At 41.9% G+C, this 21,619-nt stretch carries 15 protein-coding genes; 8 read left to right on the forward strand and 7 right to left on the reverse strand.

Annotated elements, in window-relative coordinates:
* The first annotated feature begins 54 nt into the window (after positions 1-54).
* Genes BANVL01_RS18870 through BANVL01_RS18890 form a run of 5 tightly spaced genes read left to right on the forward strand, consistent with a single transcriptional unit; the run spans position 55 to position 4,384 of the window.
* Positions 55-813 (forward strand): ABC transporter permease, encoded by a 759-nt coding sequence (locus BANVL01_RS18870; RefSeq protein WP_082805070.1) that lies wholly within the window; start codon positions 55-57, stop codon positions 811-813.
* Complete coding sequence (locus tag BANVL01_RS18875) at positions 810-1,589, forward strand: ABC transporter permease (RefSeq protein WP_066086815.1); 780 nt, start codon at positions 810-812, stop codon at positions 1,587-1,589. Before BANVL01_RS18870 ends, BANVL01_RS18875 begins: the two co-directional genes overlap by 4 nt.
* Position 1,590: 1 nt before the next feature.
* Positions 1,591-2,598, forward strand: a complete 1,008-nt coding sequence (locus BANVL01_RS18880) for an ABC transporter ATP-binding protein (RefSeq protein ID WP_066086809.1) — start codon at positions 1,591-1,593, stop codon at positions 2,596-2,598.
* Complete coding sequence (locus tag BANVL01_RS18885) at positions 2,595-3,389, forward strand: DeoR/GlpR family DNA-binding transcription regulator (protein ID WP_066086804.1); 795 nt, start codon at positions 2,595-2,597, stop codon at positions 3,387-3,389. The genes BANVL01_RS18880 and BANVL01_RS18885 overlap by 4 nt, the downstream gene beginning before the upstream one ends.
* Complete coding sequence (locus BANVL01_RS18890) at positions 3,386-4,384, forward strand: histidinol phosphate phosphatase domain-containing protein (protein WP_066086801.1); 999 nt, start codon at positions 3,386-3,388, stop codon at positions 4,382-4,384. The genes BANVL01_RS18885 and BANVL01_RS18890 overlap by 4 nt, the downstream gene beginning before the upstream one ends.
* A 163-nt stretch (positions 4,385-4,547) precedes the next feature.
* Here BANVL01_RS18890 and BANVL01_RS18895 read toward each other — a convergent pair whose 3' ends face one another.
* Positions 4,548-4,823, reverse strand: coding sequence for a hypothetical protein (locus BANVL01_RS18895; RefSeq protein ID WP_066086798.1), 276 nt, complete (start codon positions 4,821-4,823; stop codon positions 4,548-4,550).
* Between the two features lie 90 nt (positions 4,824-4,913).
* Complete coding sequence (locus BANVL01_RS18900) at positions 4,914-5,495, reverse strand: TetR/AcrR family transcriptional regulator (RefSeq protein WP_066086793.1); 582 nt, start codon at positions 5,493-5,495, stop codon at positions 4,914-4,916.
* Between the two features lie 462 nt (positions 5,496-5,957).
* On the opposite strand from BANVL01_RS18900, the gene BANVL01_RS18905 reads away from it, so the two are divergent.
* Positions 5,958-7,187: an MFS transporter gene (locus tag BANVL01_RS18905; protein WP_425311863.1), complete on the forward strand. Its 1,230-nt coding sequence runs from the start codon at positions 5,958-5,960 to the stop codon at positions 7,185-7,187.
* A gap of 202 nt (positions 7,188-7,389) precedes the next feature.
* Here the strand turns inward: BANVL01_RS18905 and BANVL01_RS18910 are convergent, their stop codons facing one another.
* A complete protein-coding gene (locus tag BANVL01_RS18910) occupies positions 7,390-7,947 on the reverse strand; it encodes a helix-turn-helix domain-containing protein (protein ID WP_066086786.1) in 558 nt (185 codons plus the stop codon).
* A 111-nt stretch (positions 7,948-8,058) separates the two neighbouring features.
* Here BANVL01_RS18910 and BANVL01_RS18915 point away from each other — a divergent pair, with 111 nt between their 5' ends.
* Positions 8,059-8,652 (forward strand): LysE family translocator, encoded by a 594-nt coding sequence (locus BANVL01_RS18915; RefSeq protein WP_066086784.1) that lies wholly within the window; start codon positions 8,059-8,061, stop codon positions 8,650-8,652.
* A 211-nt stretch (positions 8,653-8,863) separates the two neighbouring features.
* Here the strand turns inward: BANVL01_RS18915 and BANVL01_RS18920 are convergent, their stop codons facing one another.
* From BANVL01_RS18920 to BANVL01_RS18930, 3 genes are all read right to left on the reverse strand, one after another.
* Entirely contained in the window at positions 8,864-9,145 is a 282-nt protein-coding gene (locus tag BANVL01_RS18920; protein WP_066086780.1) for a hypothetical protein, read from the reverse strand.
* A gap of 374 nt (positions 9,146-9,519) precedes the next feature.
* A complete protein-coding gene (locus BANVL01_RS18925; protein WP_066086777.1) occupies positions 9,520-18,639 on the reverse strand; it encodes a carboxypeptidase regulatory-like domain-containing protein in 9,120 nt (3,039 codons plus the stop codon).
* 258 nt (positions 18,640-18,897) lie between these two features.
* A complete protein-coding gene (locus BANVL01_RS18930; RefSeq protein ID WP_066086774.1) occupies positions 18,898-19,764 on the reverse strand; it encodes an amidohydrolase family protein in 867 nt (288 codons plus the stop codon).
* A gap of 409 nt (positions 19,765-20,173) precedes the next feature.
* On the opposite strand from BANVL01_RS18930, the gene BANVL01_RS27875 reads away from it, so the two are divergent.
* Positions 20,174-20,353 carry a hypothetical protein gene (locus BANVL01_RS27875; RefSeq protein ID WP_066086771.1) on the forward strand — a complete coding sequence of 60 codons (180 nt, stop codon included), beginning with the start codon at positions 20,174-20,176 and terminating at the stop codon, positions 20,351-20,353.
* 370 nt (positions 20,354-20,723) lie between these two features.
* On the opposite strand, the gene BANVL01_RS18940 is transcribed toward BANVL01_RS27875, so the two are convergent.
* A complete protein-coding gene (locus BANVL01_RS18940; RefSeq protein WP_066086767.1) occupies positions 20,724-21,479 on the reverse strand; it encodes a class I SAM-dependent methyltransferase in 756 nt (251 codons plus the stop codon).
* Between the last annotated feature and the right edge of the window lie 140 nt (positions 21,480-21,619).

Genomic DNA, 21,619 nt, shown 5'->3' on the forward strand with positions numbered 1-21,619 from the left:
ACGATCCCGTTCTTTCTATTAGTTTTCCTATTCTTGATTGTTCCATTGGTTTTTATGATCTTTGGCAGTTTTCAAGGCAATGGGGGTATAGGCTTTACTTTTGATCAGTATAAAGAAGTATTTCAAAATGCTTATTACCATCAGGCATTTAAAAACAGTATCTTGATTTCCTTTTTCTCCAGTATAATCGCCATTGTGCTCGCTGTCTTTGCCACTTATTCGATTACCCAGTTTTCAAAAAAAATTCAAGATCGAATCTTGGTATTTGCGAACCTAACTTCTAATTTTGCTGGCATCCCTTTAGCGTTTGCCTTTATTGTTTTATTAGGAAACAGTGGCTTATTTACATTATTATTTAAGCATTTTGGCTGGGAAACACTAAGCTCTTTCCATTTATATTCTTGGTCGGGCTTGGTGCTCATCTATATATATTTTCAATTGCCATTAGCTGTTATGCTTCTCTTCCCAGTGTATCAAGGGATTCAAACACAATGGAAAGAGGCTGCCTCCCTTCTTGGGGCCACAACGTTTCAGTTTTGGCTTCGAATTGGGCTCCCCGTCATCATGCCAAGTATCGCAGGTACGTTCAGTATTCTGTTTGCCAATGCGATGGGAGCATACGCTTCTGCCTATGCCCTGACAGGAAGCACCTATAACCTTGTCACCATCCGAATCGGGGCCCTTACATCAGGTGATATTTTTGCCAAGCCTGAGCTTGGAAGCGCCATTGCCTGCCTTTTAGGGTTAACGTTAGTCGTTGCCCTGTTGATTAATGAATGGTTATCCCGCAAAATTCGGAGGGATTTATCATGAAAAAACCATTTCTTCATTATCTAACCATTGGAATCGTACTCTTGTACTTATTGGTTCCATTATTGGGTTCGTTTCTTTATTCATTTGCCACCAATTGGCATAAAACCATTTTGCCTGAAGGATTGACGATAAAATGGTACATGGAATTATTTGGAGATAGCAGGTTTCTGCTCTCATTAGGCCGATCGCTGATTATGTCATTAAGCGCCACCCTTTTATCACTTGTGATTATGGTTCCAGCGATCTTTTCCATCGTTCTTTACGCACCGAAATGGGAGAAATTAATCCAATCTATTATTGTCATGACCTATGCAATGCCAGGAATTATTCTTGCGGTAGGGTTAATCCGGGCCTACGCCGGTAGTGGCGTTTCAATGATTCTCGTGACAATTGGTGCCTATTTTGTTGGAATTCTCCCCTATATGTATCAAGGTACACGAAATTCCTTAAGAAACATTCATGCTGATTCCTTAATGGAAGCTGCTGAAATATTAGGAGCCAGCCGCTTCATTGCCTTTCTAAAAGTAATCGTACCAAGCATCATGTCCGGTATTCTTGTTTCAGCCTTGCTTTCTTTTTCGATTCTATTCGGGGAATTTGTTTTAGTGAATTTATTGGTAGGCGGCAGTTTTGAAACCGTACAGGTTTATTTATATCAAAAATTAAATCAGAGTGGGCATATTGCCAGTGCAGTTGTTGCTTGCTACTTTGTATTAGTTGCCATTCTCACTGCGATTATGGTAAAAGCCACCCGAAAAAAAGAGGGGAGCGTTTAAAATGAGCTTTGTAAAAATTGAGAACTTAGAAAAGTCCTTTCAGAATGAAACGGTGTTACACCATTTAACTCTCTCTTTTAATGAAGGAGAATTTGTCACATTATTAGGTCCCAGCGGTTGTGGAAAAAGTACTCTTTTACGTGCAATCGCAGGTTTAATCACCCCTGAGGATGGGGTCATTCAGATTGACGGGAAAAATGTCACACGGTTAAAGCCGAAAGATCGGCAAGTGGGCATGGTATTCCAAGCATATGCCCTATTCCCTAATATGACCGTTCAAGAAAACATAGAATTCGGCTTAAAGATGAAAAAGCTTGATAAAGAAACAATCAAACAAAAAGTAGCCCGGATGATCGAACTAGTAGAATTAACGGGAAAGGAAGCTTCCTATCCCCGCGAACTTTCAGGAGGACAGCAACAGCGTGTTGCCTTGGCACGCTCACTCGTAACAGAACCTAAGGTTTTATTACTTGACGAACCATTAAGTGCGCTCGATGCCCAAATTCGAAAAAACTTGCAAAAGCAAATTCGCAAGATTCAGCAAGAACTCAATATGACAACCATTCTGGTAACCCATGATCAAGAAGAAGCATGGGCTGTGAGTGACTATGTCTATATTTTGAATGAAGGACACATTGTCCAAAGCGGCACACCTTCCGAAATTTATACGCAGCCTGCAACCGAGTTTGTCGCTAATTTTATCGGGAATTACAATGTGTTAAACTCCCGGCAATTATCACAATTACTTGGAAAGGAAGAATCATTTACCCATGATGTTTATGCGATACGACCAGAGGCCTTCAGTGTCGAACCTGTTCCAGGAGGCTTTGAACTATCAGGTCAAATCAGTGATATCATGATGCTCGGAAATATTACTCGCTATGAACTTTTTTCTGCTGACAACGTTCGATTCACAGCCGAGCAAATAAACAAAGGTGAAGACAATTCACAAGTAGGTCAATTTAAAAAACTTTATCTCAACCGTAAGGATGTGATTCCATTATCATGACCGTATTGTTAGAGGAGCGTCACCAGTACATCTTAGATCAATTAGACAAAGAAAAGAAAGTCTTAGTAGCCTCGCTTGCTCAGGACTTGGGAGTCGCACCGGAAACCATCAGGCGTGATTTAGATGCATTAGAAAATGATCGAAAATTAAAGCGGGTTCATGGTGGTGCAGTGAAATATCATCAAACCAATAATGAACCACATTTTGTCAAGAAGATGAATTTTCACGCTGAGGCAAAAGTGGCTATTGGGAAAAAAGCAGCAGCATTCATTCAGGATGGCGATACGATTATGATTGATGTTGGAACAACGACCATCCATTTAGCCAGAGCCATTTCAGGGGTAAAAGGAATAACAGTGGTGACCAATTCTCTTGCCGTTGCCGAAGAATTGAATAATCGCTTAGAAAATCAAGAATTTGATGGCAAAATCATTATTTTGGGTGGATTAACGAATCCATCACAAAAATCTATCATCGGAGCGATGACGTGTAATATGCTCGATGCGTTCAGGTTTGATAAATGTTTCCTTTCTTGCGGGGGCGTCACGACTGATTATGTCAGTGATTACGACTTTGAAGAATGCATGGTATCCACTAAGATGATCGAGCGGTCGAATCAAGTATTGCTCTTGGCGGATTCTTCTAAAATCAATAACGAATCCTTTTACAAAATGTGTCCATTACCGACAGTCGATTACATTATTTCGGATAAAGAAATACCATCAGCATGGAGACAACAACAGTTAGACACAATGTTACAATGGATTACAGCAAAGGGTGGATCAAATTGAAGGTTGATTATCATTTACATCTAGAGGAAGGCCCGTATTCACTACGCTGGCTTGACCGGACAAATAAGGCTTTAGACCATTTTCATCCAATCAGCGAAAACAAGCACTCTCTTGAGTGGTTAAATAAAAGTATGGAACGATTAAATACACGTATCAAAAAAGGGGCGTATGATTCTTCGTGGCTTGATTTATACTTAATCGAAGCGAAGAAAAAGGGCTTAACTGAAGTTGGCATTGTTGATCATTTATATCGTTTTAAAGAAACCCGTGCCTATTTTGAAAAATACTTAGATATAGGCAATACCGAACTTGGCAATAAACAACGGAACTGGTTAAACCAAGTTATGACAGAATCCATGGGTGATTTTGTTCAAGCAATTAAAGTAGCCAAGGAACGTTGGGCATCCGAAGGGGTTACCCTCCGTCTTGGGATCGAAGCAGATTATTTTCCAGGGGGCGAACAGGAATTAACAGAGCTCCTTGGTAGTTTTGAATGGGATTATGTTATCGGCTCGGTTCATTATATCTATGGCTGGGGATTTGATAATCCGGAGACACAGAATCTCTTTTCAAACTATGATTTAGAAGAGCTATATGGTGATTTTTTCACTCTTGTTGAACAGGCAATCCGCAGTAAATTGTTTCAGTTCGTTGCCCATTTGGATAACTTAAAGGTTTTCAACTACCGGCCAGAAGAAAGTCGCCTCATTCCCTTTTATGAAAAAATCGCAAAAGCATTAGTGGAAACAGATACCGCTACTGAAATAAACGCAGGCTTATTTTATCGTTACCCAGTAAAAGAAATGTGCCCAAGTCCTACCTTTTTAAATGTGTTAATCAAAAATGATGTCAAATTTACCACATCCTCCGATTCTCATTACCCTGACGACATCGGAGCATTTATTGACCAAAACTCAGAAACTCTAATGAAAAATGGCATAACAGAAATCGCTTCATTCGAAAAAAGAAAGCGAATCATGAAGTCATTGGGGTAAACAAACAGAGAGCTAACCCTCCAATTTTTAAAAGCACCAAAACGGCTAAAAATATTGTCCTTAGTCGTTTTGGTGCTTGTTTCTGTGTCACGTTATATCTAGAAAAAACATGAAAAAATCGAACTTATCTATCATTTAATTAATTGAAATTCAGGAACCAGCGTTATTTCCAATAGTTTTTCAAAATGCTTTTTTGCTTTTCCAATTGATACTGCTCAGGTGCGTAATAATTTTGAGCTTGTATCGCCATTACCCAGCAATCCTTATGAGGTGTAATCTTTAAATCATGGTCAATATTACGTTCTGTAATATTTAAACTTTGTGATAATTTTAAAATAACTCCCAGTAAGCAAAGCTTCTTTCTCTCAACCTTCGTAAACCAATCCTTAAAAGGCTCTATATTTTGGCGAAAGGTTCCCTTTCCTTTAAATGAGGCCACTAAAGCTAACTTTACACGTTTCTTATGCGAGAGGCTTTGGAAAAAATGCTTATTAAAGATATAACCCCATTAATCCGAACTTTCTTCAATTTATTTTATTAACGATAATATTAAATTTACAGATTTATCTACGAATGATCGCTCCGGAAGAGATTTCAATAAAACAGTAATTCCAATTAATGCAACAACTAATGTCTGAGCTAAGGCTTTAACATCTAGGTTGCTTTCTAACTCACCTGATTTAATACCTTTTAGAAGGGTTTCTTGAAATATGACTGAAAGATACATTTCATGCTCCCTCGTAAGGATTTCAAATTTTTCATCGTGGGGAGCAAGCTCTACAATTGTATTAATACAAAAACAGCCCTTACTTACTTTGTTCTTGTACTCTTCTTCTATCAATTCTTCAAATAGATTACGAAATGCTTCCTTCACAGATGTAGTGCTTTGTAGTTTTGTTCTAATGAGGGAGGCATGCAAATTTGTATATTTACGCAAAGCAGCTTCAAACAATTTCTCTTTATCTCCAAACGTTGCGTATAAACTGGGTCGTTGTATTCCCATAATGGCTGTTAAATCACTAATCGATGTGGCAGCGTATCCCTTCTCCCAAAAAAGTTCCATAGCTTTATCCAATGCTTTTTCCTTATCAAATTCACGTTGTCGAACCATGATAAATCCTCCTTCACAAAAAAACTGAATTTCTCTACTGATAGCAATCTTATTTTTGATTTCGTTTTATCTGTTCAATGACTCCAAGTTTGTCCACTTGAATCCAATATTCTTGCTACGTCCCTATAAAATTTTCCTTTTCCATTCATATTAAAACCTCCTCATATTATACCAATCAGTATATTTTGATTTTATTCATTTATATCCTTTCTGTCAATATTGGGTGGTTTTTTCATTTAAACTCTCCAATTGAAATGATTAAGGATGTGCTTATAATCTCATATGTTAATGACCAAATTCTTTGATGAACAATAGATAACATTCAAAACTAACTTGACACCTAAACAAGCTAAGATTATATTTATAAAGTACCATTTTATACTGACCAGTATATTATACTGAACAGTAAAATTAATAAAAAGGAGATGTAATAAATTGGCTAGTAAAGAAAAAAATATAAAATTGGCTGATGATTTTGCTACAAAAACGGATGAGTTACAATTCGCATCCAGTTCAACCATGTCTCGATATACAGAACTATTATTAGCAATAGCTTGTGGTATGGCTGTTGCTAACATCTATTTCGCCCATCCATTACTCGACTCAATAGCTACTGAATTCAGTATTTATCCCTCGACCATTGGAATCGTCATTACAATTACTCAGATTTGTTATGCATTAGGACTGCTGTTTTTGGTCCCTCTGGGTGATTTATTAAGTCAACGACATGTGATTATTGGTCAAATGTTACTGTTAGTTGTTGCTTTAGTTGTTGTTGGTATAGCTCCTACCAGTATAGTGTTTTTCATTGGAATTTCAGTGATAGGTTTGCTTGCCACTGTTACACAAACTCTAGTCGCATATGCATCAACGTTGGCTGTTCCTGCTGAGCGTGGACGAGTAGTTGGTTTCATTACAAGTGGAGTTGTCATTGGCATCTTACTGGCAAGGACGTTTGCTGGCATAATGGCTGATCTTGGAGGTTGGCGTTCTGTCTACCTTTCTTCAGCTATATTAATACTAATTTTGATTGGCTTACTACACAAAAAACTTCCGGGTACGGTTTACAAGCGTCCATCTCTATCCTACCCAAAGTTGTTACATTCTGTTCTCATGTTATTTGTTCAAGAAAGGATTCTGCTTATTCGTGGGATATTGGCACTTTTGATTTTTACTGTTTTTAGTACTTTTTGGACTTCATTGGTGTTACCGTTAAGTTCTCCACCTTACTCATTTTCACATACTGCTATTGGAGCATTTGGTCTGGCTGGAGTTTCTGGAGCATTAGCTGCAGCACGGGCTGGGCGACTAGCTGACAGAGGATTAGGACAACTTACAACGGTTATAGCATTAGTGTTACTAATAGCATCATGGTTCTTTATTAACTTTATTAACTATTCAATTCTCTTATTAGTTATTGGCATAATCCTTCTTGACCTTGCTGTACAAACAGTTCATGTCACCAATCAGAGTTTGATTTTTACAGTCCGTCCTGAAGCAAGAAGTCGGCTTACTGCTGCATACATGGTTTTTTATTCTGTTGGCAGTGCCACGGGTTCCATAATTTCAACCAACATATACGCAAATTATGGCTGGAAAGGGGTATGTTTATTCGGTGTCGCTGTCAGTGCTTTGGCTCTTGTATTTTGGATGGCTACCTACCGTTTCTATAAGGAGATTACGCAGAAGTAATTTCGTAGTAGATGATATTTTTTAAAAATTATGCAAAAGGGGATAGAAATTAATTCTATCTCCTTTTTACTTAATTTCAGAAACTTACGTTCATTTATTTTACCTTTTTTTCTAACCTTTTTATTTTTAAAAGAAGATTATCAATTTCCATATTCAATTAAATGGGGTGAGAAACCATTGGAATTTTTACATATGGTCTGATCTACATGGATGGATAATTAATTGTCATATTTAATCTTGTCAATTCATTGCTTGGATTGTGGTACGCATGTTTACAGTTAGCTTTGAATCTGATTGCGTGATCTTTTTCGAGTAAAAAGGTTTGCCCTAATATCGTTAATTCGAGCTGCCCATCAAATACAGTAATGTATTCCTCTGTGCCATCATGATGAGGATCTGCTTCTAAATACCCCCCCGGTTCAATTTCTACCATGTATATTTCAAACTGCTTATCATCTTCGAACGGAAAATATGGATACACTTTATATTTCCCATCATTCTCTGGCAATTCCAATAAATCGTTTTTTGATATGATCGTTATATCATTCGTTGATTCCTTAATTAGTGAAGTGAAAGAAACCTTTAATCCATTAGCAATTTTCCACATGGTCGTTATCGTTGGAATAGAGTCTCCACGTTCTATTTGGCCTAACATTGTTTTACTGACACCTGTTAATTCTGAAACTTTATCCAGACTTAATTTATTAGCCTTTCGGTATACCTTCATATTTTCAGCAACCACCATATGTATTTCCTTCACATCGTATCCCCCATTTCTTATTTACAATATAACGTATATAATGTACAATTTAAAGCACATATCAACATAACGCATTTTTGTACATTATAACATACAAGGGGTGAAGTCATCATGTCAATGTTGTCACTATTGGTTTATGCATTTGTCGCAAGTTTCACACCGGGGCCTAATAATATTATGTCGTTGTATTACGCTAATAAATTTGGTTTGAAACAGACTTTCAGATTTTGCATAGGGGTTGGTTTTGGATTTTTTATAATATTATTATTCGCTAATTATTTTAGTGTTGCATTAAATACCGTTCTTCCAGAAGTCGAGTTAATTATGAAATTATTTGGTTGTCTCTATTTACTTTATCTAGCTTATAAAATAATTACGAGCAAACTTGGTAAAGAACAACAATTTAATAATCGATATAACAATATAAAGTCAGGCGCTATGTTGCAATTCATCAATCCTAAAGCAACTATTTATGCCATTACAGTCACAGCCACATTCGTGACACCCTTTTATCACCATTATTTGACTCAGTTTCTATTTGTAATCTTGTTAGCTGTGATTGGATTCTTAGGGACATTCAGTTGGAGCTTCTTTGGGTCATTATTCAAGAAGTTGATTGCTAAATATCAGACGGTTTTCAATATCATCATGGCTTTGTTACTTGTTTATACTGCGGCTACGATTTTATTTTTTTCTGGGATGTGATGAAAAAGAAATAAATTACTACTGAGACTAGTGAAATAACAGCCGCAAATACATACATCATTCGATAACTACTGATGGTTGCAGTGAAGCTCATGAAATAAGAGCCTAAACCATATCCAAGATCATATAGTAAAAAGAAAGTAGCAGTAGAAGCATCACTTTATTGAATAAAAATCAGGAGCTTTCCTTTTCATCGGATAGCTCCTATTTCTTAAGTCGAAAGCTCGGTGCTTACTCTTCGAAATGCCCCTGCTATTTCCTTCGCTGATTCTGGAACGGTTTTAGCGTTTTCGACTAGAGGGACCTTGATGCCAAACTCGATTAACATTCCGGGTGTACTGGTTACAATATGCCAGGCAATTCTCCCTAATGTCCGGTCGTCCGATGAAACTTGTTGCCGCAAAGTACCATTCTGTAATACATCCATTAGGCTTTGAGTTAACGCAGCTTCTTGATTCCAATCCTCGATAAATCCAGCTATTGAACAATACATTGATCTATTTCCTCCACTTTTTGAAAATTTATTGTCTTCCCGGTTCTTCTTTAATGCTTCATCATTGTGGAAATGAAGACAATTCCAGGTTCCCTTCCAAGTATTTTCTTTTAACCTATTATAAATGCATGTTTTTATGAAAAACAAAAAGAATAGGCCGGTTTTAGTCTTCGTAGGTTATACTAATATTCCTACGGGAGGACTTGCACCTCCGAGAGATTATACCTTCCAGGATTCGGGGTCTGTTATTACCGAAGTAACATGACCCAACCTGTAACATTAAATTCATGCTTGTTTAAAGCAAAAGTGGAACTGCCCTTGCACAAAAAAGGCTCCCCATTAAGGGAAGCCCAAAAAGACGATGCTAATTCTCTCTATTTCTTCTCTGGTTTTCCGGTGACAATCAGCTTCATGGTGGAAGTGGACTTGGCTTTTCCAGCAAAGTTTTCCGCCTCAGCAATGAGCGTATGTTGACCGTTAGGAAGGTTCAGCTCGATTGAGAACGTTCCGTCTATGGCCGCTTTCACAGTGCCGAGGAGGTTAATCTTATTGCCCGCTTGTTCATACACATGAACGGTTGTTCCGGCATCGGCTTTTCCTGTAACAATGGCCGGTTCACTTTTTACCTTCTGATTGTCAACATCCCAGACCGGTGCATTTGGAAGCTGCTGTTCCGCATTCATCGACCAGCGTACCGCATTGGCAAACAGTCGTTTGCCGTCTGCCGTCCAGCCGTGTTCCGGACCGATGATATTGGTTGCAGTGAACGAGGACAGCAGCAGGTGCATATGGTCTATGCCCCTGAATTCATACGCAATCGCATTTCCTTTGTCCTCACCGTCGACGTTCAATCCTGCCAATGAGGTTCCGCTATAATTTTTGAATGTGGCATATGGGCTCTTTTCCGGATGGATTTTGATCAAACCATTTTCATCCGCTTTAAGGCCTGCAAACAGCGGATGGTCCGCCAAGCTTTTCAGATAAACAGCCCCTTCATTGTAGCCCTGCTGATCTTGTTCCGGCACTCCTAGAGCCTGCTTCAGCAGCTGGATCGAGCCGTCTTTCATCCCCCATGTACCGGTAAAGATTAAGCTGACTTTATGCTCATCGCTTTTCTTGATCAACTGGTCAACCTGTTCCTTCGTGCCGGTGTTCGTGTTGACCACCACAGCTTCGTATTTGTTTAACTGGCCAAGGAGATCCCAGCCTTTTTCTTCCGCAAAAATCCCTTGGTCGTTCAAGAACTTGCTTATCTCGCCGTTCAGGTCGCCGAGGACTGCCACTTCGATGGCATTCAGTTCAAGCTTCACGGTCAGATCCTCTTCCCCGACCTTGACTTCAGTCTTGGCCGGCAGATAGCCATCTTGGACCACTTCGATCATGTATTCACCCGGGAGCAGGTTTTCGAATACAAATGATCCGTCAGAACTGCTCGCTGCGTTCCCTTTGAAATCCGGATCATCCTTTGGAATAAGCGTCACAGAAGCACCTGCGACCGGCGTACCAGTCTTTTTGTCGACAACCATTCCCTTCAGGTTGGAGCCCTCAATTGCTTTCAGTACAAAATTCAATTCAAAGCTGCTCCCGGTTTTCATAATTTCTACTTGGCCGGTCTGTTCAGTAAAGCCTCGTGCCTGAACCTTCACATCGTATTTGCCGGTTCCAATGCCAATCCGGTAGCTTCCTGCAGAATTCGTTGTGGTTTTGACGTTCGTGCCCGGGATTGAGACAAGCGCATTGGCAATCGGCTTGCCCTGGGCATCTGTCACCACTCCTTTGATTTCACCCTGGCTTGCAATCAACGCATAATCGATGGCATTCAGGTATAGCTGCACCGCATTTTCTGTCCAGCGTTCCTCAGGGTCGCCGTAGTTGCCGATATGCAGTGCCGACAACAGAATGTGTACGCTATTTGGCGAACTGAACTTCACGGCGACAGATGCGCCGGCAGGTCCCTTTGCCGGATTGGTCAAGGTTCCAAGCGTCGTGCCGCTGTAATTTTCAAAGCTGGAATATTGGACGGCTCCCTTAATATTTTGCAGGAGTGGAAACTCCTTACCAGCCTCAAAGCCACGGAAAATCGGATGGTTCTCGTCGACTCGGATGTTGAGTTCTTTATCGACATAATTGGACGTTGTTTTTTCCGGGTCGCCATAGGCCTTTGAAAGCTCACTTATGGAACCGAAACCGTATTGGCCTGGGAAAATCATGCTGGTCTGATGTTCGTTTGCTTTTTCGACCAATACCTTAAAACGGTCCTTCATTGTACTTGAGATGTCATTGGCAATGATCAGCTTGTAATCTCCAATCTTCTCAATCAGCGTTTCAAAATCGGTGTACGGATAAAATTCAAAGTCATAGCCGTACGCCTTTATGAATGGAACAATTTTCGCTTCATTATACGGATTGGCAAGGATAGCAATTTTCTGGGAAGCAACCATCGATACATTGAGTGTTGCTGTTTGCCCCTCGACAATCTGAACTGTTTCAAATATTGGCTTGTAGCCTGATGCACTGATGCGAACCTCATATGAGCCATTCTGCAACGTTAACTCGTATTCCCCTGCAGCACTGGTTTTCACCACGGCAGGAGTTCCCAGGACTTCAACGGCAGCGCCGGCAATCACATTCTTCGTTACGGCATCGCTGATTTTCCCCTTCAGTATGCCGGCATTTTGAGATTGAATCGTGAAGGCTTCATTCAACACCTGGCCATTCTTTATGGAAACAGTAAATTCTTTTTCGTGATGGCCGAAAGCCTTTACCGAAACCGTGTAGGTTCCAGTTTCAAGCGCTGTAAAGAATGTTCCCTGTTCATCGGAGATCAGCTTTTTGCCCGTTTCTTTAATAATCGCCTCTCCTTTTACCTTGATGCCCTTTTCGTTCTGGATGATTCCGTGCAGTTCTCCTACAAGTGGGGCCTTCTCGGCAAGAGCCCATTCAATGGCGTTCATAAGCAGTTTTTCCCTGCCGGCGTCAAAGAGTGCCGGATCGCCTGGTTGGAAAACGTTGCTGATGGTCATATTCGCCAGCAGGATCTCCAATGATTCACTTGTCCGCCCCTTGTAGGCCACCATCGAACCTTTTTCGCCGGTCTGTGATTGTTCAAAAGCGACGACTGTTTTTCCGGAATAGCCATTGAATCCGTAATAGTAACCGGATTTAACTGGGATGTCGATTACATCTCCGGCCTTAAAGCCTGCCGCCAATGGATGATCTTCGGTTACGATGCCTTTTGAGCCGGTTTTATTCGTGCCGTCAAAAATGGACGAAGGATCTCCATCATACTCGTACAAATAACGGATCGAGCCGCGGCCGCCGGCTTGGCCGGTCCAGATGACTGATTTGCGCTTTTTGTCCAATGCTTCCTGGAATGCCTTAAATTCTGCTTTTTTCGGCACCACTTCCGGCTTATAATCTGAGTTCGCGAACACAAGGTCGACCCCATCAAGCTTGTCAATATCCTTGAAGTCGAGGTATACCACTTTATAACCTCGTCCCTCTAAGTATTGTTTAAAGGAAGTTCCAGAGGCTGTTAGGTCGACAATCAGCCCAATCGTTGAGGAAGGACTAAGTTTCACACTTAAAGCAAGCTTTTCCCCTTTAACGATCTTGACTGAAACATCCTTGCGGACAAACCCTTCTTTTTCCACACGGACCGTGTAGGTGCCCGGTTCGATTTTCGAAAGGCTGAACTGCCCCTGGGTATTAGAATCGGTCGACCTCGGTTTGCCGATTAGCGTCACCTTGGCGCCAGAAATCGCATTTCCGTCCTTTTCGTTCTCGACCGTACCGGCAATCGACCCAACATCACCGGCCACTTCCATTGAAATCGTCTGCGGTTCCCCATCAACTTCTGCTTTCAATTTAACTGATTCCGTCTTATACCCATAAGCACTAATACTCACATCATACGTGCCATCGAGGATGGCAATCGAGAATCCACCGGTGGTAGAATCGGATTGCGTTTCAAAAGGCTGGCCATTTACTTTGATGTCAGCCTTCAGCGGTTCGCCGTCTTCATCGAGGATGGTCCCTTTCAAAACAGGAAATTTTACATTAGCTGCCCAAAGGATGGCATTGAGCAAGATCTGCTTTCCTTCCTGGGTATAGTCCTTTGAACCATGGTACGACGAGAATCCGTGGCCGCCCATTAACAGTTCCACACTATTTTCGGTCCTTGGCTTATACGCGATTCCAAGCCCGTCTGTTGTGGATGAACCATCAAGGCCGATTTCTGCGAGCGGATAGCCACTGTAATTTTTAAAATAAGCAAAGGTACTTGCGGCAGGTGTCAAAATTTTAATCGCATCACCGGCTTTTGCACCGCCAAAGATAGGATGCTCTGCCATGACTTTGTAAATTGCCGCCTGTGTTGTGCTCCGGACGGTTGTCCGGGATTCAGGGTCCTTCCTGTAGTTGACCAGGTGGTTGAGGCCTGAACCGCTCCAGTAGTTATCGCCAAATATCACGCTCGTTCCCGCTGCGTCGGCTGCTTTCATTGTATTTTCAAAAGCGGTTTTGGTAAATCCAATCGTGCTTGGCTCGTTGAGGAAGACCACATCAAATTCAGCCATTCGCGTCGGTAGGTCGGCAGGCTGGATCTCGACAGCCGTGATGCCGAATTCCTTGAGCAATGCTTTAAAGCTGGTGTCACTTGTATAGTGGTCCCCTACGACAGCAACCGATGGCATCGTATGAAGCTTCACATCGATGTCGCCTGAATGGCGGGCAATGTCCACCTTCTCCGAGTAGATAATATATCCCTCTTTTTTGAAGGTAAGTGTATACGTTTCTTCCTGAAGCCCTGTCAGCTGGTAACGGCCGTTCGCTGCGGACTGAGTTTCTGCTGCTATTGCCCCGGCAGCATTCGTGGCTGCTATTTTCACTCCTTCAATTTCAAGGTTTGTCAACCCATCCGTAACCACGCCGGACAAGCTTCCTCTTTCCGAGTTTCCAAGCTTAACGGCTACTTCGGCAGGCTTGCCTTTCTCTGATGTGAACGTTCCAGTATAGGTGCCATAGCCTTTGCCGCGCACCTCAAGGGTAAAGGTGCCTTCATCATGGAAAAATTCAAATTCCCCATTTGCGCTGCTCTCCACCTTCACACCTGTTTCGACTACTTCAATACTCGCTTCGACCGGTTCTCCGGCGGCATTCACGATTGTTCCGGATACTTTTCCGAACTGGGAGCTGTACAGCCAGTCAAGACTATTCAAGAGAATTTGTTTCTGTCCTAGCATCCAGTCATCGGCTGTTTCCCATGGTACAGAAGCAAAACTCGACAACAAGAGATGGGCGCTATTTTCCGAGACGGCCTGATAGGCAACGCCGGACCCAACATAGCCAATTTTCGCGGCGCCGATTTTGCCAAGCGTCCGGCCTGTGTAGTTATTGAACCAGGCAAAGTCCGCATTATTCATCAGCAGCGGGATCTCACTCCCCGCCTTGTAACCCTTCAAAATCGGATGCTCGGCCTCCACCTTCAGCCTCACTTCGCCTTCATTATAACTGTGGCCAAGGTCACTTGGATTTTGGTAATAATCCTTCAGCTGGTGGATGGAACCATAGCTTTGTCCCCATTGGTCGGTAAAAATAATGCTCACATTATGCTTGCTTGCTTCATTAATTAGATTCGTAACTTCTTTCTCTGTCGGGATTAATCCATCCGTGCCATATGCGCCGTTCAGGTATAATACCTTGTAACGGCCGATATCATTGACAACATCCCAGTCCCGTTCTTCCGCATGATAGCCGCTCGCTTCGAGGAGCTTGGTGATGTCGCCTTTATAGTCATTCAGGACCGCCACATCAATTGGCTGCAACTCAAAGATGAGTGTTGCATTTTCACCCGACTTTACAGCAATTTTACTGGTGCCGTCCTTAAATCCGCCCAGCGAAAATGCAATGTCCCATGTGCCTTCGAAGACGTCTTCTTTAGCAAACATGCCATCGTCATCCGTCACGCCGTGAATTCCGGCAGACTTCATGTCGATATTAACGCCTTTGAGCGATTTGCCTGTACGTTTATCCTTGACGGCAATCGATAGCGAGCCTTTCTTCGCATCCTCAAGCTGGTAATCTTTCGTGAGCTTATAGCCGGATACAAACTGGACCTTCTCGCTGATCTGCTTTTTGCCATAAAGCGAAATGAGGACCGTGTATTCACCTGGAGCATGCTTCAGCACAAAGCTGCCGTCTGCTTCCGCTGCCGTTGTTTCACCGGTTTCTTCGACCGTCAGCGTTCCTTTGACCGGCTGGCCGTTCGCATCCTTCAAGGACCCAGTAAGAATACCGGGAGACTGATAGCTTACAATACCTTTTAAATGTGGGAGGATCACCTGGCCTGGCAGGATTGGAATTCCCGATGTGCTGTAAACCGGAAGAATGATATCCTTTAGCCTTTCACCGGTAAAAACGTCCAGAACCGATACGGAACCGGTCGTGGAAGCAAAGAACAGCAGGCCGTTCGCCGTTACCGAACCGCTATTCAATGTTGTTCCGACAGATGTGTTGCTCCACAATTCTTTCCCCGTTTCCTTATCGAATGCACGCAGATTGGACTGCACTGCTGATCCCATGATGACCATATTTTCATAGACAATCGGCGATCCCGCCTGGGTATCTCCGATCCCGGGAACCTTCCATTTTTCTGCTCCTGCCTGAGCATCTAATGCATACAGTGTGCCGCCGTCAGTATCGAAATTGATGCCTGTAAAGTAAAGGACTCCGTTGTCGTACACAGGCTTAGAGGCAATCCCTTCTCCGGATAGTTTTTTCTGCCACACTTCAGTGCCGTCTTTTATTTTCAAAGCACGAATCGTTTGGTTGTCATAGCTGCCAACATAAATCAAGCCATTCCCGATGCTTGGCCCAAAATAAGTCGGTGCGCCCAGCTTTACGCTCCACAGCTTACTGCCCGTTTCAGGGTTCAATGCATGTAAATGCGCATTTTCCGTAAGGTCTGAGGATACGAAAAGAGTGCTTTCATAGTAAACAGGAGATTCATAGATTGCCATTACCCCGACCGTTGTACTCCATTTGATGCTGCCGGATGCGAGGTCAAGCGCATAAATCTTCCCATCCTGGCCGCCGGAAAGGTAGACTGTGTTTTGTTCAATGGTCGGTGACGAACGGTTCATGCTGCCAACCCTGACAGACCATCGTTCCTTGCCTGACTTGGAATCGAGTCCAACGACCCAGCCCCTGTCTGTAGTTAAAACTATATAACCATTAGCGGCGGCAGGTGTGGAGAAAAGGATGTCACCTTTTCCTTCCGCACTATATTCCCAGGACTTTTCCAGGGAAGCTGCGTCAATTGCGTTGCCGGAGACGGCATTACGCTGGGCATTCCCATTTGCCATGCCCCACTGTTTGCTTGGTGCGGCTGCAAGCCTCTGAACCTTCAGTTCGAGCGTGATATTTTTGTTTACAGTCAGTTCCTCTGCTTTGCCTTTGATGCCCTCACCTGTTACCTGCATTTCATAGGCCGCTGCCGGAACCCGCTTGATTTCAAAATTGCCTCCCTCGTCTGTCCGGATGGCGGAAAAAGGCGTGTTTTTTATTCGGATAAACGCATATGGAACCGGCTTGCCGGACTCGTCAACAACTTTTCCGTTGACGGTATAGGCCTCCGCTTCTTCAAGGACAAAGTTGGCATTCGTTACTTCGCCTTTCTTAAGGGTGACTGTTCCTTCATATGTCTTGTAGCCAAAGGAAGTAACCGTTATTTTATGAGAGCCTTCCCTAATTTTAAAAGAAAAGCTGCCATCCTTCGTGATTTGGTAGGAGAGACCTTCAGCATCTATGTTCATATTCGATGCGATTGGCTCACCCTTTTTGTTTTTTACAGTCCCCTTCAATTCACCGGCAAAAACCGCTTCGGTGACCGCCTGGTAAATATTGATGATCCCGCTACCATAGGAATCGTTTGGCAGGGTTCCCATATGAGGATCCTTGCGGGCTGTATCCTTCAGGATTTTTTTAACGTCATCAACTGTCAGCTTCGGGTTTGCCTGGTAAAGAAGCGCAATCGCTCCGGTAACATGCGGTGTGGCCATTGATGTCCCGCTGATTGTGTTATATTTTCCTTTATTTAATTTACCTGGCCATGCCGAATAAATCTGGTGGCCCGGGGCGGAAATATCCGGCTTGATGATCTGCTTCCTTTCGCCATTGCCATCCTCCCAGTAAACCGGGCCTCTGCTAGAGAATGAGGCCGTTTGGTCAAACATATCAGTGGCTCCGACGGCAAACGTTTCCGGGAAGCTGCCCGGTGATCCGATCGTCTGGGACCCCGGCCCGTCATTTCCCGCAGCAAAGGAGGGAAAAATGCCTGCTGCGATCCAGGCTTTCACATCTTCATAGAATTCGAGAGTGTATGTATTCGAATTCCCCCAAGAATTGTTGACAACGTTCGGCGCTTTGGATGGGTCTCCTCCTGGTGCAAGGAACCATTGGAATGCCTGGTGGATGCCCGAAAGAGTGGCATTCCCGCTGTCGTTGAAAATTTTGGCTGCAATCCATTCCGCTCTAGGAGCAACGCCGATTGGCTCACCGTCGCCGCCTCCCACTGCCGTCCCGGCAACGTGGGTACCATGGCCATTCCCGTCATTTGGTGTTGAATAATTTTGACCTGACAAGTCGATCCAGGAATATTGCTGATTGCCGTCACGGCCGCGGTAATTCTTTCTTAGGGCTTCATGATTTCCGTCAACTCCGGAATCCATGATGCCAACTACAATTCCTTCGCCCTTAAGCCCGTATTGCCCCCAGACTTTTGGTGCGAAAATTTTCTCAAGGCCCCACTCCGGAAGCCTTGGCGGAGCATCCTCGACCGTGATTTCAGGAACACTTATTATTCCATCCAGTGAAATTTCTTCGATGTCATCCCGCTGCTTCAGCTCATCGTATGCTTCCTTCGTCACAGTAGCGGAAAGACCATTGATAATCCACAATGTTTCCTTTTTCTTGGCTTTTCCTTTTGATTCCATCGCCTTTAGTGCCTGATGAATTCCTTTTTGCGAGTTGTCGGCTTTTTGTGTGAGGTGATCTTTGATGGCTTTGATTTTATCGGTACGGTTCTTCATTTGTTTCATCTGGGGGTAAATAGCCTGGAGGTCTGGTTGGTTTTTCATTTTGATGATGACGTCGACTTCACTGTTTTTCTTGAACGCTTCCTTTAGTGTTGCTTCCGATTTCTCTTTTTTGTCTGCTGCTTCTTCAAGCGGCAAAGGTTTGATTCCAAGGCCGGTTAAAAGGTTGGAAAGTTCGTTCGTGTCGGTATCCACACTTTTTTCAAGCCCTTCATGTTTCGGTTCAGCAGCCCTGGCATCCTGCTCCCGCTTCTTTTCCAACTGAAGCTCCTCTTTGGAAAAAGAGGAAGTCTTGGCTTCTGCCAGTGCTGCCTGGGGAGCAAACGTGGAAAACAGGATGAATAGTGACAAAAGTACAGCAAACCATTCTCTCTTTGATTTTTTTCGCAAAAACGACAAAAAACTACACCTCCTAGGATTTGTTAATCGAAAGAATTCTTCAAAGATATTGGAAATTCCTTCTAAAAACACAAATTCCCCGAAGATTCCGACAAAAATGATTCCGGAGTCCTGCCTGCTATTTATTTAATGGGAAAAAAGGCATGTTCTGAAAAAAGGAGCGTTTAATGACCTAAGAATAGAAGGAGCGGCTAAATAGGCCAATACGGCAAATTCAGCTGCTCCTTCTTTATTGTGGCAATTTTTTAACTAATCTTTTTATAGAATTTTTAATAAACCTAAGAAGTTTTTTCCTAGGATAAATTCCTTTTGGTTATCAGAAATTTGAAGTGTATCAATCCAATTTTTCTTAGTCGAATAGTCATATTTATTAAATTTTTTCATTCCATATGGTCCGTCGCAGCCATAAAGGATTTTACGATATCCTAAAGATTCCACTGCCTGCTTCACTATAGATGGATTAAGATAATCACTTGAAGTGTCTAAAAAAACATTTGGCTGATTTCTTACGTATTTCCATAGTTTTTTCCAAAAGGGAATACCGGCATGAGCGTAAATTAATTTAAGTTTAGGGTAATTTTCAGGTAAATATTTATAGGAGTCTAGTTCTGAAGATAGATGAATAATCATAGGTATGCCCTTTGATTCGCACATAGCCGCAACTGGACTAAGAGCCTTAATACTATATGCATGCATGAACGGATGAGCTTTCACTCCAATAAAACCAGGTTTATTTAGATATAATTCTACTTCATCCACTGATTCGGGGATCATTGGGTTCACTGCTACCCAGCCCAGGAACCGGTCTGGAAATCGATCAATGGCAGCAGCAACAATATCATTGCTCGGCTTGGTAAAAATCTTGTATGAATTGCCGTAAAGTTTCATATAGCCATCCTTTACTAGACCATCATAAATTTTGAATCCAATTTGAGGTGTATATAGAATTAGAAAACGAAATAAGCGTTGTAAATTATGTTGAAAATTGCTATCCGCTTCAAACATTGTTTCGTTCATGGGGGCAATTAGCGCTGTTTTTGTTACATCATTTTTATCCATACCCTCTATCATTTTTTCTAGAGTCAGCATTGTTTCGTCCACATGAAAATGGCAATCAACAATCATTTTAATCCTCCCCTTATCCACTGCACTTTTTTCATTTTGCCGCCCTCTATTACTCAATTACATTTTCTAGCTCTGGAACTGACAGTCTATTATAATTTTTTAGGTCCATTCAGAATTCACCTAACCTTTATTGGACTTTATATTCAGGTTTCAAATAGTTGATGCCAGAAACTTTGCTAGTAACCATACATTTTAAATATTTTTCTACAAATAAGAGAATCACCGTTTGGTTTACCGTGTTAATTTGTCCAAAAAAGGGGGTTTTTTTCTGTTTTTTATAAAATATGGAGATTAATGTAGATAACTTTTTTACCGTGCAGGCAGGAAAAAATCATTCCGCTACAAAATAGTAAAGAAAACGGAACAGATGTCAAACGAGTAAGTTGAAAGGTGGTCATGATCCCTGAGTATGGAACTAACCCTACAACAAATCGTCGAAGGTCTACCGAAGTCTTTATTACATGCAAGCGATAGAGATTTGGAAGGATTCCAAAAAATTATCGATGAAACTATTAAATTAAGAGAGGGGCATCGAAACCTTCAAAAGATGGTCAAAAACTTCTCAACCTCTACGATTCAGCGTAGTTAAAACTCGATAATCAAATCAAATTAGGAAGGTGAGTCCACCTTCTTTTCTTTTTTTACAACATTTCGAACTTTAATTATATAAAAAAAGGATGAAGTTCAATGGCTCCATCCTTTGGAAATCTTTTGAATATTAATCTTTTTTGGTTTGAATTTTTCCGAAAATTAAAGCGTTAAATTAGGTTTCTTCAATAAAATAGTGATCCCTTAATTCTCCTTCTAATTCATAGCCATTCTTTTAAAGGATCCTTGCAGAGCCAACATTTGCATCCACCACACTAGCATGGAGTTTGTGCAGGTAAAGGGATTCAAATGCGAAATCACTCATTAAAGCCACACACTCCCCAAACGATTAATGCCGATAAACGTTCTAGCTACTTTTTAATAGCTCTTGTTGCATAAAAAGTGGGGACATTGAATTCATGAAGTTTACCTGAACCGTTTGTATCTTGGAAAATATCAGTTAGGATGAAGCCTGCCTGTAATTGTCCCCCTATTTGTTCCTCAATTGTGTGTGAAAACTGGATGCCCCAGTCATTTTTTAGCGATTTTTCATATAGCTCGGGATCCTTCAATGGATTATATGGCAACTGATTCGTAAAGGTTGTTTCTTCTTCATCAAATAGATAATTAAAACCGTTATCTAATCCTGCCAAGAGGATTCCGCCTTTTTTCAATACTCGGTAACATTCTTTCCATATCGGCACAACATCCTCCACATAACAATTGGAAACAGGATGGAAAATCAAGTCGAATGATTCATCCTCGAATGGTAACGGCTTGGTCATATCAGCCCTGACTGTGTTGATCTCATATTTCTCTCGTTTTGCCACTTCTTTTTCACTTTCCAATTGCTTTTCTGAATAATCCAATACCGTACACTTTGCTCCTAATGCCGAAAAGATCGGCATTTGCTGACCACCGCCAGAAGCTAAGCCAAGGATTTCGGCACCTTTGATTTCGCCAAACCATTCCTTTGGTACGGGCTTGGTTGGAGTTAGGACTACAAACCAATCATGTTTTTTCGCTTTTTCAAAAATCTCATGACTAATCGGCTGCCCCCATAACCAACCATCCTCCACCCACTTATCAATCGTTTTCGAATTTAGTTCTATGTATTTTTGGGCCATCTAAGTCTCTCCCCTTTGAAGAATCTGTTAACTTGAATTGCTTACTTAAATCATGACATGTTTCTTCAAGAAATTCTATTCATTTCTATGTTTCATCTAAGCTTTCTAAAAAGTAGATGTTATTGATTTCCGCTCCAACT

This window comes from Neobacillus novalis NBRC 102450, from assembly GCF_001591805.1.
Classification (GTDB): domain Bacteria; phylum Bacillota; class Bacilli; order Bacillales; family Cytobacillaceae; genus Neobacillus; species Neobacillus novalis.